Origin of the sequence: Fluviicola sp. (genome assembly GCF_039596355.1) — a bacterium.
In the GTDB taxonomy this organism is placed as follows: domain Bacteria; phylum Bacteroidota; class Bacteroidia; order Flavobacteriales_D; family Crocinitomicaceae; genus Fluviicola.
The window spans coordinates 948,301-963,995 of the sequence record NZ_JBCNJW010000001.1 but is presented as its reverse complement, the minus strand read 5'-3'; the positions used below and the strand labels follow the sequence as shown (position 1 = coordinate 963,995).

Annotated in this window: 8 protein-coding genes; 2 read left to right on the top strand and 6 right to left on the bottom strand. The window is 44.7% G+C overall.

What is annotated here, in order from left to right:
• The first annotated feature begins 146 nt into the window (after positions 1 to 146).
• Positions 147 to 5,873, top strand: a complete 5,727-nt coding sequence (locus ABDV94_RS04025; RefSeq protein WP_343604973.1) for a T9SS type B sorting domain-containing protein — start codon at positions 147 to 149, stop codon at positions 5,871 to 5,873.
• A 183-nt stretch (positions 5,874 to 6,056) separates the two neighbouring features.
• Here the strand turns inward: ABDV94_RS04025 and proC are convergent, their stop codons facing one another.
• The 6 genes from proC to mutL form a co-directional block, all read right to left on the bottom strand.
• The gene (gene proC / locus ABDV94_RS04020; RefSeq protein WP_343604971.1) at positions 6,057 to 6,842 is read right to left on the bottom strand and encodes a pyrroline-5-carboxylate reductase; all 786 of its coding nucleotides are present in this window, start codon (positions 6,840 to 6,842) and stop codon (positions 6,057 to 6,059) included.
• A gap of 345 nt (positions 6,843 to 7,187) precedes the next feature.
• Positions 7,188 to 7,673: a lipocalin family protein gene (locus ABDV94_RS04015; protein WP_343604969.1), complete on the bottom strand. Its 486-nt coding sequence runs from the start codon at positions 7,671 to 7,673 to the stop codon at positions 7,188 to 7,190.
• 124 nt (positions 7,674 to 7,797) lie between these two features.
• Complete coding sequence (locus tag ABDV94_RS04010) at positions 7,798 to 8,925, bottom strand: endonuclease/exonuclease/phosphatase family protein (RefSeq protein ID WP_343604967.1); 1,128 nt, start codon at positions 8,923 to 8,925, stop codon at positions 7,798 to 7,800.
• Positions 8,926 to 8,927: 2 nt separating this feature from the next.
• Positions 8,928 to 9,824, bottom strand: coding sequence for a rhomboid family intramembrane serine protease (locus ABDV94_RS04005; RefSeq protein WP_343604965.1), 897 nt, complete (start codon positions 9,822 to 9,824; stop codon positions 8,928 to 8,930).
• Positions 9,825 to 9,826: 2 nt separating this feature from the next.
• On the bottom strand, positions 9,827 to 10,630 hold the full coding sequence (locus ABDV94_RS04000) for a rhomboid family intramembrane serine protease (RefSeq protein ID WP_343604963.1): 804 nt from the start codon (positions 10,628 to 10,630) through the stop codon (positions 9,827 to 9,829).
• A gap of 12 nt (positions 10,631 to 10,642) precedes the next feature.
• Complete coding sequence (gene mutL, locus ABDV94_RS03995) at positions 10,643 to 12,520, bottom strand: DNA mismatch repair endonuclease MutL (RefSeq protein WP_343604962.1); 1,878 nt, start codon at positions 12,518 to 12,520, stop codon at positions 10,643 to 10,645.
• A 216-nt stretch (positions 12,521 to 12,736) separates the two neighbouring features.
• On the opposite strand from mutL, the gene ABDV94_RS03990 reads away from it, so the two are divergent.
• Positions 12,737 to 15,691: a glycoside hydrolase family 3 N-terminal domain-containing protein gene (locus ABDV94_RS03990; RefSeq protein WP_343604961.1), complete on the top strand. Its 2,955-nt coding sequence runs from the start codon at positions 12,737 to 12,739 to the stop codon at positions 15,689 to 15,691.
• Positions 15,692 to 15,695: the final 4 nt, after the last annotated feature.

Genomic DNA, 15,695 nt, shown 5'->3' with positions numbered 1-15,695 from the left:
AGTCAAAAAAGATACTGGTAAAATGACTTGTAATTAACTGTTTTACAATTAGAAACATCTTTTAAAAACTATTTCTTTCTTCTTGCTGAAATTTCATTTCTAATTTTCCTTTTTAAGCTTATCTTTGACCTTATATTACAACTACCGTGAAATACATTTACCTTATTGTTTTAACCATCTTTACCGCTATTCGGGCAAATGCCTGTGATGCGACCATTTCACCATCAGACACCATTTGTTACGAGGCTGGACTCAATTACCAGGTCATTTTTACCGGATCGGGCGGAACAGCACCTTATACGTTTGTGTATTCAGTAAATGGAGGCCCTGCTCAAACTGTTACATCCGGTGGAACAAGCGATTCTGCTGTTTTAGATTTGCCTATGCCGGGGCTGGGAAATGTAAATTACACCCTGTTAAGTGTAACAGATGCAACTGGTTGTACAGCAACGATAAACCAGAGTAGTGATTTCTTGTTTGTTATCAATCCGGTAGGAAGTGTTTCTGGAACGACCACCGTCTATCAGAACAGTACGCCTTTTCCGGAATTTGTACTAACGGGGTCAGGAGGTATTCCGCCTTATACGTTTAAATATACAATCAACGGCGGACCACAACAGACCATTACGAGTCCTCCCGGAACATCATCCGTTCATATACCGATTTCAACCGCTACAGTCGGAACTTATACGCTTGAATTGATACATGTATACTCCTCATTCCTGTGTCAGAGTTTACCAACTACAGGTATCAACGGATCAACGGCAACAATAACCGTTATTCCGAACCCGATGACGGTTTCCGGAACCAATCAAACGGTGTGTGCCGGAGCTGCTTCTGCTAACTTTTCCTTTTCTGCTTCCGGGAGCACAGGCCCGTATACGTATTCTTATACAGCCGGCGGTGTACCGCAAACCATCACAGGAGGAAGCCCGATTACAATTCCTGCATCGACGACTACAGCCGGAACGACCACTTACCAGTTGACAGGAATAACGGACTCATATGGAAATTACCAGGCGGTTAGCGCTAGCAGTAGTGTGATTGTTTTACCCACACCTACAGGAACACTCTTGGCTAATGGACCATGTACCAAATACACCCTTAATTTGAGCGCATCCGGCGGGACAGGCCCTTTTACCTATCAATACACGGTGAATGGTGTGACAAATACGGTAGTAGGAGGTAGTTCACTGACTGTGAACGGGCCGAATGTAAGTTCACCGACTACGTTCGTTATTTCAGGAGTCAGTGTCACAAATTCTGCAGGATGTACAGGGCCGTTATCCGGTGGAGGTTCACTTTATATTGTACCGAATGAAAACCGTACGATGAGTGTAAGCGCAACCAGTGTCTGCGTAAACGGACCAATGCCATCTGTTTCTTTCTCATGTTACTCTTGTGCGGCTTATTCCTACGGCTACACGATTAACTCGGGATTTCCGCAATCTGTTCCTGGAGGTGGACCAGCCAGTGTACAGGTACCAACAACTACTCCCGGAACATATGTTTATACCATGCTGTCAAGTGGACAAATGTGCGATCTGAGCATGCCTCAGTCTGTAACAGTTGTTGTGAAACCACTTCCAACGGCAACCGTAACCGGAGCAGCAACCGTTTGTAAAAATGCAACGCAGCCAACCATTACCTTTACGGGAGCAAATGGTACTGCGCCTTATACATTCACGTACAAGCTCAATGGAGGTGCAAACCAAACAATATCTTCCGGCACAGCTTCGACTGCAACAATCAATGTTCCGACAAGTACAACCGGAACATTCACCTATAGCCTGGTCAGTGTTTCGAGTGCTGCGGGCTGTTCTCAAAGCCAAACGGGTTCAGCAGTGATAGTTGTCAGTCCTTTACCGACGGCATCGATTTCTGGTTCGACGATGGTTTGCCAGAATGATGCAGCACCATCCGTTACTTTTACCGGTTCAAACGGAACAGCTCCCTATACCTTCAGCTATAACATCAATGGAGGAGCGACACAAACCATAACTTCAACCGGATCAAGTATTGCACTGAATGTGCCAACGGGAGTATCGGGACTGTTTACGTATAATTTACTGAGTGTTTCAGAGACAAACGGGTGCTCTCAAAATCAAACAAGTGCTGTAACTGTTGTGGTAAATCCCTCTGCAACAGCGAGTATTTCAGGTGGTGCAACGGTTTGTCAAAATGCCGCTTCACAGGTCATTACCTTTACCGGGGCAAACGGTACAGCACCATACATATTCACCTACAAACTCAATGGAGGTGCAAACCAAACGATTTCTTCGGGATCAGGTTCGATAGCAACAATCAGTGTTCCGACAACTGTGACCGGAACTTTTACATACAGCTTAGTTAGTGTAGCAAGTTCTTCCGGATGCGGCCAAAATCAAACCGGTTCTGCGAGTGTAGTCGTGAACCCGCAGTCAACGGCGAGTATTTCAGGTGGCGCAACGGTTTGTCAAAACGACGCACAGCCCGGAGTTACCTTTACCGGATCGGGAGCAACAGCACCTTATACGTTTAGTTACAACATCAACGGTGGTGCAACACAAACCATTTCCACAAGCTCCGGTTCAAGTGTTGTCCTCAACGTTCCGACAACAACAACCGGAACATTTACTTATAACTTACTGAGTGTTTCCAATGGAGGTGGTTGTTCCCAGAACCAAACAGGCTCGGCAGTAATCGTTGTAAACAGTATGCCAACAGCAAGTATTTCAGGTGGTACAACGGTTTGCCAAAACAGTACTCCATCAGTGGTCACTTTTACCGGATCAGGAGGAACAACTCCTTATACGTTCACCTATAATCTCAACGGGGGAGCCAATCAGACGATTTCTTCCGGAACCGGTTCAACTGCTACAATCAGTGTTCCGGCAACTGTGGCAGGAACGTTTACTTATAACCTGATTAGTGTTGCAAGTCCTTCGGGATGTACACAAAATCAAACAGGTTTAGCAAGTGTGGTCGTGAATCCGGTGTCAACGGTAAGTATTTCTGGAACGGCAACGGTTTGTCAAAATGCCGCGCAACCTGCAGTTACATTTACCGGATCGGGCGGAACAGCGCCTTATACGTTTAGTTACAACATCAACGGTGGTGCAACGCAAACCATTTCTACAAGCTCCGGTTCCAGCGTTATACTCAATGCTCCAACAGCAACAGTAGGAACATTCATTTATAATTTACTCGGTATTTCCAATACAAACGGCTGTTCTCAAAACCAAACAGGTTCGGCAACAATCGTTGTAAACGGCATGCCAACAGCAAGTATTTCAGGTGGTGCAACGGTTTGTCAGAACACCCCTTCACAGGTGATTACTTTTACAGGGGCGAATGGAACAGCGTCTTATACGTTCACATACAATCTCAACGGGGGACCCAATCAAACCATCTCTTCCGGAACCGGTTCAACGGCAACCATTAGCATTCCGACAAGTACAAGCGGAACTTCCACATATAATCTGGTTAGTGTCGCAAGCTCTTCGGGATGCACTCAAAGTCAGACAGGTTCTGCGAGTGTGGTTGTGAACCCGGTATCAACAGCCAGTATTTCAGGTGGAGCAACGGTTTGTCAGAACGCTGCACAACCAGCTATTACATTTACCGGATCGGGCGGAACAACACCTTATACGTTTAGTTGCACCATTAATGGTGGCGGAACACAAACCATTTCTTCCGGAACCGGTTCAAGTGTCGTGCTCAATGCTCCGACTGCAACCGCAGGAACAGCTACTTATAGCCTGTTAAGTGTTTCCAATGCGAACGGTTGCTCTCAGAACCAAACAGGTTCGGCGATAATCGCTGTAAACAGCATGCCAACGGCCAGCATTTCAGGAACGGCAACAGTTTGTCAGAACGCTGCACAGCCAGTAGTTACGTTTACCGGTTCGAACGGATCACTTCCATATACCTTCACGTACAACATCAACGGAGGCACAACGCAAACAATTTCTTCCGGAACGGGATCAAATGCGGTGGTCACTATTCCGACAACAACAGTAGGTACATCCACTTATAACTTGTTGAGCGTTTCCAGTGTAAACGGCTGTTCTCAAAATCAAACGGGGTCGGCTACTGTGATTATCAATCCCACACCAATAGTTTCCGGGGCATCTTCTGTTTGCCAGGGAGCTTCCATCCAGTTATCCGTAACAGGAACTTCAACGGGGGCTTCCTGGAGCTCATCTCATCCGTCAATTGCAACGGTTTCTGCTTCGGGAGAAGTTACAGGTGTTAGTGCAGGAACGGTGCAGATTACTTATACGGAAGCCAGTGGTTGTTCAACTTCTCAAACCATCCAGGTTCTGGGGCTTCCAACTGCTTCTATTGGCTCGAATGCCACTATTTGTACAGGTGACAATGCCAATTTCACACTTTCAGGAACACCGGGCTCAACAGTTGATTATACCGATGGAGCCACTACATCTTCCATAACGATTCCCGCATCAGGAACGATTTCCATTTCATCACCGGCATTGTACAATACAACTAACTACACGCTTCTGCATGTTCAGTCGGTTTCCTGTTCACAATCGTTGACAGGTGCAATTACCATCACGGTAAATCCGATTCCTGTTATTGACCCTGTTTCGGACATCAATCTATGTGCCCGGGGGTTGGTTCAAATTCCGGCTTTCACCGGAACAAACGGAATATCATTTGCATGGACGAATACAAATACAGCGATTGGGTTAGCAAGCTCCGGGACAGGGACAATCCCGGATTTTACAGCGGTCAACAATCAATCGGGATCTCAAACTGCCATTATTGAAGTCACTCCAGTGATAAATAACTGTGCAGGAACACCGGTTTCTTTCTCCATTACTGTAAACAACCTTCCTGTTGCTGACGCCGGAAGTGATCAATCAGCTTGTTTGAATGATGGAATTGTACATCAAATCGGGGCCGCTTCTTCAGCAGGAAACACGTATTCCTGGTCGCCGGGAACGAATTTGAACAACACAACTATTTCCAATCCGGTTATTACTGCCGATTCAGCTGGGACAATCTCTTATGTACTTACGGTAACAAACAATCTCGGATGTGAAAACACAGATACGGTGGCTTTTACCGGAGTGGAGGTTTCAGATGTTTCCCTGAGTTCTTCATCGTCTTTCTCCTGTGAAGATGGTATGGTGTCTATTCACCTCACTACAACGGAACAAGTGAGTATTCAATGGTTTGTAGACGGAACACTGAGTGCCAGTTCGAATGGAACGGATCTGAATACCTATTTCGGAACCAGCGGAACACACTCGGTTGATGTCTTGGTGACGAATTCTTTCGGTTGTTCGAAAATGGAAAGTTTAAATGGAGGTATCCAGGTTTATCCGGATGTGACTGCTGATTTTACAACCGGGTTAAACAGCAATACCATTGACGAATTTACAGATCAAATCGAACTGGTGAATCTCTCTGAAAATGCCTCAGTTTACAATTGGTATGTGAACGGGAATTGGGCTTCTGCAGCAACGAATCCGACCCTGGCTTTAGAGGAAGGACTCGGGAATGTAGAGATTTTGCTGATTGCCGCAAACGAATACGGTTGTTCGGACACTGCGACGCTTGTTATTGAACCGCTGAGCGATGGAGTCGTGTACGTACCGAACACATTCACACCCAATGGCGACGGAACCAACGAGTTATTCATCCCAGTGATTTCGGATGATTTCAGTTTGGATCATTATCTTTTCGAGATTTACAACCGCTGGGGCGAGCGCATTTTTACAACTACTGACCGGAATGCCGGATGGAACGGGTCGTATCTGGGACAGCTGTGCAAGACAGATATGTATGTCTGGAAATTGAGTCTGAAATCAAAGAGAACGGGATTTGCGGAATCAATGGAAGGGCATGTAAACCTGCTTCGATAATTAATCCCGGAAGCGGTTCGTTGGACGTAATTCCGCAATATTACGTCCAACGTATTAAATAGCGGCGATCAATTGAACTAAATCAGGGTATTAACGTATTGATAACTAATGTTTTTTAGTTTTAGCCTGGATTCATTTCCCGGACGTAATTCCGCAATATTACGTCCGGGAAACAAACCCGTTTCAACGCTCTATTTTTTGATAACTCGTCACAATCCCCTTAATCAACGCCGAACTAAACCCGCTATGTTCCATTTCATTTAATCCCACAATGGTACAGCCCTTCGGCGTGGTAACCTTATCAATTTCAGCTTCCGGGTGCAATCCGTTTTGAATCAACAGCTGTGCAGCACCTTTCACTGTCTGACTCACAATTTTATTAGCCGTTTTGGCATCAAATCCCACTTCGATTCCTCCCTGGATCATGGCCCGGATAAAACGCAGTACATAAGCAATTCCACAAGCTCCGAGAATCGTTGCTGACTCCATAAGCTGTTCATCGATCCAGACTGTCTCCCCAATAGCATCAAACAATTCGGAAACATGTTCTTTTCGGTTCAACGGGTCATTCAACCCGCTTAGAGCAGTCATGCTTTCCTGGACATCTGCTGCCGTATTCGGCATTCCTCTGTAAAGTGAAATTTCCGTTATTTCCAGCGCGTTCCGGATTTCTTCCAGGGTTATTCCGGTCGCTACGCTGATCAAGGTGTGTCTTTGAGGATCAAACAATGCTTTGTGCTCCGAAAGGAATGAAAGGATCGTATAAGGCTTCAGCGCAATGATCAGGTAATCACACGCTGCAATAACAGCTGCATTGTCTGAAGTAAAATGAGTCAGATCGTCTTCTGTGGGGAGTCCGGCAAGGTTTCTCCTGGTTCCGTACAAATGCGCATCGGGGTATTGTTTCCGAAATCCTTTCAACAATGACAATCCCAGGTTTCCACATCCGATAATTCCGATCTTTTTCATAATCACTTTTTTGAGTTAAAAATACACATTTAATATGCAGTCTTCGACACTATTCAGACTACATATCAAAATGTTTTTCGTATCTTTATAGAGTCATTCGCCCGCCCGAGCGCGGGGTGAAAATGGCAGTTTTCCATAGTAGGAAGACACACCCATGCAGTGATATTGTTGACGTCTAACATTTTTTTGCGAACGGGGAGTCTTGATTTTTCAATGGCGGGCTGCAACCGGCAACGGTTTCGTCAGGACGACGATCGGCAGATTACAACGAAAAACAGCAAACCAAATCGTGCTTTCTGAGACGTTCAGAATCTCCCGTCTTTTGGCGGGCACTGTATGGGTTTTTTATTGATTCCGCTTGAAGTAGCTGAAAGTAGTCACCTGGTTTTTATTCCGTTTCATCACCAACTCATCTTCGGTCAACTTCGTAATAATGATGCGTTCTTTATACGATGAGTCCTTATCCTGGTATCTGAAATGCAGTGTTGAATCTTCATAAGTCCACTGACCGATTCTCCGCGTATGGATCGAATTCAGATCTCCGGCAAGCCATTTCTCATTTTTCAGGGTGTCGTAGATATGAAAATATCCCGTCTTCTCGATGCTGACAATGATATTGGCGGGGTCGCCGTTGAAATTCTTTTCCAGGTTGCGATCCGCAAGGCGGCGCTTTACCAGTTTCCAGTTCCCGACAATGGAAGCCGATTGGCTTTTTGAAGGTTCTTCCGGTTGCTGAGATCCGGAGCAGGCACTGATTAAAAATGACAAGGACAAAATGCAGGGGGTAAATGCCTTTACATGCTTGTTCAATGAGCTAAAACTAGTTTTCATATTCATCCTTTTCATTTCAGAAGACTGGTTTATACCAAATAGTATAAACTAATGATCTATTCTGAATTAAAAATAGATGAAAAATCCAATTTCCAACTATCCGGACTGCTTGTTTTTTTTTAGGCTACAACTGCTTTTTGTAAATCCGGCAGTGAACAGCACGGTGGTCTGAAAATGCAACTTTTTGAATTTCAAAATCATAAGCTCCCAGATCGCCGGAATGGAAGATGTAGTCAATTCTTCCGGCAGGAACACGACCTACATACGTCACACCAATTCCGGAAGAAGTTTCCCGGAAAGAATCAACTAAACTGGAATTGAATTGATTATACACATAAGACATGGGAGTATCGTTGAAATCACCGCAAACCACTACCGGGTAAGGAGAAGTCTTCATGTGCTCAACCACCCGTTCTGCTTGTTCAGCCCGTGCCGGATAAGCAATTCTCAATTTATCGATCAGCAGGCGGATGGTAGAAGATTTACTTCCTGCCTGTGCGTTTTTCTCTCCGAATAATTCGTAATCCTGTTGCTGTAACTTGATGGATTGCAAATGAATGTCGTAAAAACGAATCGTGTCTTTTCCTTTGACAATATCCGCATAAATACAGTAATTATCAGTCGTTTTGAAATTCTCAAACATCACGTCGCCTTTTGCAATGATCGGGTACTTCGAGAGCATGCAGATTCCGAAGTTTTGACGGTTGCGGATCCGGTGGGAATAACGTTCGTGGTAATATTTGTAGCCCATCAATTCAATCAGCGTATCCCGGGTAGAGAACGCGGAAGGCTTATCCTGGTGGAAAAACTCCTGGAAACATGCTACGTCCGGATCAACGCGCTGAATGTAACTCACAATACTATCTCTGGATTTGTTTCGTTCCTCGATGGAAGAATTGTACACATCAAACAAGCGCACATTGTAGCTCATAATATTCCAGGAATCCACTTCCGTTTCCGGTTTGGAATCTGAAAAATGAATCGACAAGGTTCTGAAGTGCAGGCTTCCTCCGCAAACAATGGCTACCAGGATATAAAAGAACCACCGGGATTTTGCAAAAGCCCAATAGATCATTAAAACCAGTGCCAAACAAATGAAAATAGGATAGGTGAGTCCGAAAAACGGCAGGATCCGGATTGAATTCGGATGAACGAAAGGAGCTAAATAGGCCAGTAACAAACAGCAGATCACGGTGACAGACAGAATCTTGATCACCGTTGAAAATCGCGCTATTTTTTTGAACCAGCTCACGTTTATTTATTGCTTTGTGAAAATAGAAAGTCTTTTTCAGCTTTCGTGAGCGATTCGTATCCCGATTTAGAAATTTTATCTAAAATTTTGTCAATGCGTTCTTGTCTGGCCTTGGCGTCCATGTTGTATTCTTCGTCTGATTTCGGAACCCTGCCGCCACCGGATTGAACCTTCATTTTCGTCCGGCGTTTTCTATTTCCTGAGAACCAGGACAACACACGCTGATGAATCGATTCGGTCCAGTTGATGATATTGGAAGAGGAATGTAAATTCTGCACAGACAAGAAACCAATCAAAGCACCACCTAAATGCGCAAAATGAGCTGTTCCGTCGCCATCCAATGCCTGAGCCAAATCTCCGACAAGATAGATCAATGCGATCACATAAATTTTAACCGGGAACAATCCCAATAAATTAATCTGGATATTCGGTCTGTAAAAAGATATCGCAATGAATAAGGCCATGATGGAGCCCGAAGCACCTAATACGGGATAACCGGTTCCAGTAAACTGGCTCACGATTAATTCGCAAATTCCTCCGAAAATTCCTCCGACCACATATACGTGCAGCATTCTTCTGTCCGAGAAAAACTGACGGAACAGACTCCCTGCAAAGTAGAGGAAGAACATGTTGAAAAGGAAATGAAAGAAACCGAAATGCGTGAAAATGCTGGTGATCAAACCATACGGCGCATACACAAATTCTTTCAGGTCGGTGTGAAGGGTGAAAAACTGAGTCTGAAACCAGTCCGTCCAACCGTTGGGAGCTGCTTTTCCTGCCAAATGAAGCAGGATCATTGCCAAAAACACCACCGAGTTAACAAAAATCAACTTGATGTGCATGCCGCCGAAGCGAAACTGGAACTTCAGTTCTTCCGTTAAATTTCTGTCGTTAGTCATCTTTAATAAAAGTTTTTACCGGTTCTTCTCCAGATTAAAACAATGATCGCGCCAACAATCGCTCCGCCGACATGCGCCAGGTGCGCCACGTTGTCTCCTGAATTATTCTGGAAACTGTTATACACTTCAAATAAAAAATATCCTCCGATCAGCCATTTCGCTTTGATTGGAATAGGAGGAAAAATAAGCATTAACTGGGTGTTCGGGAATAAGATTGCAAACGCAGCCATCAAACCGAAAATAGCACCGGAGGCCCCCACCATCGGGATGTATGATTTAATTGCGTATGCTTCAACAGCTCTCAACTGTTCCATAGAGGTAATGCCATGATTTGAAGCGTAAACAACTGTCTCGTAGATGTCTTGATTTAATTCTGCGATTGTTTTAGCCGTAAAACCATTCTCTCTAATCATACCATTAATTCCAGCAAGAACTTCACTATCCCCTATGATTGATTTGTATTCCATAATTTGGACATAACCGACAATATTGTACAAAAGGACTGACCCAAGTGCAGCAGCTACATACAAGATGAAGTACCGTTTTGGCCCCCAAAGCCGCTCCAAAAAACTTCCAAACATCACCAGGATGTACATATTCATGAAAATATGCAAAAATCCGCCATGCATAAAAAAATGGGTAACGAGTTGGTAAGGCTCAAACAAAGGCGTACCAAAGTAGTGAGCTCCCAATAGATTTCCCAAGTCAATACTATTTCCTGAATATTCAAAAAAAGACGTCAACACGAACATTGCGATATTGAGCAATAGTAAGTTCTTCGTTACCGGCTGTATATTTCCAAACATAATTCGTCGATATTAAAAAAGTTGAAATAATTCTTCATTCGTAATTTGTGCAATGATCCGCTTGCCCGAAGGAGAGAATGTGTGTTCATCTGCTTCGAATAAACGGGAGATAAAGTCCGAAATAGCATCGGAGTTATCCGGAATTTTGAACGACATACTGCCCGCGAAAGCAATCTGTGACAACACCGTGTGTGCAATTTCGCCCTTATCCAATGTTCCCATTTGCAATTGCTCCAGGATTTTATCTACACACGACAAAACGGTCGATTCATCCAGGATTTCGGGAATACCGCTGATTTGCAGTTCCTGTTCTTCCCAGTTCCAATTGAAACCGATCCGGGAAAGTGTTTTCTCGTGTTCATTCCATGCCAGCTGTTCCTGTTTGGAGAGTTTTTTCTCCATCGGGAAAATCAACTGCTGCGAAGCCAGCGGGTTCACCATAAAACCACGCATCAGTTCGTCATACAGCATGCGTTCATACGCACGCCGGTAATGGAAAACCAGCAAGCCTTGCGGAACAGAACAAACCACAAACGAACCTTTCAGGATGAACGGCCCGAGCGATTTGGTCGATTCGACTTCAATTTGTGTTTGAACCGGTGTTTCCTCTTGCTGTTCCTCGTTGACGGATTCCGTATTCCACAATTCATCAAGACTAGCTGATTGAAATTGGGAACCGAATCCAGCATTATTCAAAGCAGTTGAAAATCCGTTACTTTTAAATCCGGAACCCGAACCGGATGATTTAGCGGAAGAAAGTTGCCCTTCACGTGTATTCTGAACATGAAACGGGTTGTAATCTTTATTCACGCGAATCTCCGGCTCAACCGGCAGCTGATTCGCCATCGAAAGCGGTAAATCGAATTCGCTTTCACGGTCAAAGTCCAGCGTCGGGGTAATGTTGAATTTCCCCAGCCCAAGCCGTACCGCACTGCGGATAATGCTGTAAATCGCTTTATCTTCTTCGAATTTAATCTCTGTTTTGGTCGGATGTACGTTCACATCAATCTGCTTCGGGTCTACATCCAGGAACAGGAAATAACTCGGGAATAATTTTGCAGGAAGCAGGTGTTCAAATGCCGCCGAAACCGCATGATTGAAATACGTATCCTTGAAAAAACGGTTGTTGACAAACAAAAACTGTTCTCCCCGCGATTTTTTAGCTGCCTCCGGTTTTCCTACAAAGCCATCCAGTGCCACGATATCCGTTTGTTCGGTTACCGGAACCAGGCGGTCGTTGAAATTCCGTCCGAAGACATCCACAATCCGCTTTCGGAGCGGAGCAGGAACCAGGTGGTAAATTTCCTGGTCGTTGTGCACCAACCGGAAAGCAAGGTCGTGATGAGGGAGTACAACCCGTTCAAATTCATCGATGATGTGCTTGAACTCTACGTTGTCCGATTTCAGAAAGTTTCTCCTTGCCGGAACGTTGAAAAAGAGGTTGCGGATTTCAAAATTGGTTCCTTCCGCACACTGTACGGGTTCCTGGTTTACCAGTTCTGTTCCTTCGATCTGGATTTTGGTTCCGAGTTCATCGTCAGCACGCCGTGTTTGAAGCGTGACGTGCGCAATCGCCGCAATCGAAGCAAGTGCTTCACCACGAAATCCTTTTGTTTTCAATGCAAACAAATCGTCTGCATGCGCAATTTTACTGGTTGCATGCCGCTCGAAACACATGCGGGCATCCAGGGGTGACATTCCCTTTCCGTTGTCTACAATCTGGATCAGCGTACGGCCGGCATCCTTAATATATAACTCAATTTTGGTTGCTCCGGCATCAATACTGTTTTCCACTAATTCCTTCACAACGGAAGCTGGTCGTTGAACAACCTCTCCGGCCGCAATTTGATTGGCAACATGATCGGGAAGTAAGCGAATAATATCTGACATGAATCAATGAGTTTTGTTTTTTTGAATGCTGTTTTTTCGTTGTTCTGTTGGCAATCTCAACAAAAATAAAAAAAAGCGGCAGCTTTTGACGCCGGCAAACGTTAGTCCCGCCATTATTTTCGTTAAAACATGTGGATTCTTTTTAACAATTCCCGTTCCAATATTTTCTGGCTGACACCCTGTCAGTTTTCATGAATTATAACGTAATTTTGTTTTATGAACAGAAAGACCATTCGCAAAACAGCATTCCTGTTTTCTCTTCTTTTAGGCTCCGGATTGATTACTTCCGCATTGGTATTGAAAACCACTCCGAAAACCACTGGAAAACAGAAAACAAGCCGGGTTTCCGCAGACGAAGATCAGTGGGTGGAAACCGAACTTTCAAAGTTGTCGCTGGAAGACCGCATTGCTCAATCGTTCATGGTGGCATGCTGGTCGAACAAAGGAAAAGCACATTTGGCAGAAACTGAAGCGCTTGTCAGAGATCAGCATATCGGCGGATTGATTTTCTTCCAGGGTGAAAAAGACAACCTGCAGGAAGCCATTCAGCAAATGCAGGGAGCGGCGAAAATGCCGTTATTGATCGGAATGGATGCCGAGTGGGGAGTGGCGATGCGTCTTTCCGGAGAACCACGTTTCCCGTATCAGCAGGCAATCGGAGCAGCAAATGATTTTGACCTGACGGAGAAAATCGGTTACCACATGGGGGTAGAATGCGACATGCTCGGAATCCACATGAATTTTTCTCCTGTTGCAGATGTAAACCTCAATCCGAAGAACCCGGTGATCGGTTTCCGTTCATTTGGTTCCGATCCGCAAACCGTTGCCAAACAAACCGCTGCAATGGTGAAAGGAATTGAAAGTGCAGGTGTTATTTCCTGTGTCAAACATTTTCCCGGACACGGAGATACGGATAAAGACTCACATTTGGAACTTCCAACCGTTTCACACAGCGTCCCGGAGTTTGAAACCAAAGACTTTTTACCATTCAAAAGTGGAATTGATGCCGGAACACGATCTGTTATGGTCGCACATTTAAATGTTCCTTCACTGGATCCGAGCGGTACACCAAGCAGTTTATCCAAACCGGTGATCGAAACCTACCTGAGAAAAAAACTGGGATTCAAAGGATTGGTCATTTCCGATGCATTGAACATGAAAGCCGTTTCGGAGAAATACGGGAAATCAGAAGTGGTGGCAAAAGCATACGCAGCAGGATGTGACATTTTGTTGTTCCCGGAAAACGTAAAAGATGCGATCAAACTGATCCAAACGAAAGTGGAAAGCGGCAGTTTGACAAAAGAAGAAGTCAACGAGCATTGCCGCAGAGTCTTGCATGCAAAATACCAGGCAATTATTCACAAACCAATGGTGAAGCGCAAAGATCCGGCTCCGGAAAGACAGCTGATCATCAATCAAACGTATGAAAAAGCATTGATCTGTTTGAAAAATGAGCAGGACAATTTGCCGATCGACCGACTGGATCGCGAAATCATCCGCATTGGAGTTGGAACACACACGGCATCTTTCAGAGATCGTTTAAATGATTATGCGAAAGTAACTCATTATAAATACTATACACCGGAAGAAGCGGCAAAACGATTGAAAGAAGTGAAACTCAATCCGGAAGCTATCTATATTCTTGATTTCCATTCTGATGCACAGCGCGCACGTAACAATTACGGTTTCGGTTCGTGGAAAAAAGTACTGGACGTTCTTCCTGAAAATGCACATGCTTCAGTAATCCTGTTCGGAAATCCGCTGGTGCTTCAGGATGAAACAGACTTCCCGAAAGCGGTGAAATCCATTCTCTGTGCGTATGAAAATACGGCAGCTGCACAGGAACGAACCGCTCAGGCAGTGATGGGAGCTTTTGATATTACGGGGAAACTGGCCATGGAAATCAATAGTCACTGGAAAGCAGGTTCCGGAATTCAATTGAAAGGAAACGGACGGTTGAAATATTCCCAGCCGGAAGAATTGGGATTGAATCCGGCAAAACTCAAGGAAGTGGATGACATAGTGGCAAAAGCCATCGAAGCGAAAGCCTTTCCGGGATGCCAGATCGTAGTTGCTATTGACGGGAAAATCGTGATTCAGAAATCTTACGGAACAACCGTTTATGAAAACGGCGACAGCATCACGAACGGACACATTTACGACATTGCTTCAATTACCAAAATCGCTTCCTCGACTACGGCCTTGATGCGCTTGAAAACACTCGGTAAATTTGATACGAATATGAAACTGGGCGAATTGACCCCGGATTATGTGGAAGGAACTGAATACGCCAATTTGAAAGCCATTGATCTGCTCACGCACCAGGCAGGATTAACTCCATGGATTGCATTCTACAAACGCACCATGAAAGACGGTGAACTCGACCCGGAAATCTATGACAAAAAAGACAACGGCATCTACAAACGCGTAGTAGCTGATAATATCTGGATTCGCGATGATTACTGGAAAACGATGCTGAAAATCATCGTAGAAACGCCTTTGACAGGGAAGAAGTCCTACGAATACTCCGATTTGAGCTATTATTTCTTCAATAAATTCATTGAGCGGGTGAGTGGAATGGGACAAAACGAATTTGTTGACAAGGAAATCTACCAGCCTTTGGGATTACAAACAATGACGTATTTACCGCTGGAGAAATTTGCCAAAAAACGCATTGTACCTACTGAGTTGGACAAAGACTTCCGCAAACAACTGATTCACGGATATGTACACGATCCGGGAGCAGCGATGATGGGTGGAGTTGCCGGACATGCCGGTCTGTTCTCCAATGCAACGGATTTGGCAGCTTTGATGCAGTTCCTCCTCAATAAAGGCCAGATAGGAGACCAATCCATTATCAAAAAAGAAATTGTAGATCAGTTTACAGCGTGCCAATTTTGCCCTGGAAACAGAAGAGGAATTGGTTTCGACAAACCGACAGTGAGCCTGAAAAACGGTCCGACCTGTGATCTGGTTTCTCCGTCAACATTCGGTCATTCCGGGTTCACGGGAACCATTACCTGGGCAGATCCTGAAAACAAGGTAAACTTCGTGTTTTTATCAAACCGGGTATACCCGGATGCAGACAATTGGAAAATAACAAAGATGAGCGTGCGAACGGAGATCCAGCGAGTGATATACGAAGCACTTTTTGAAGCACGCCGGAATTAATACA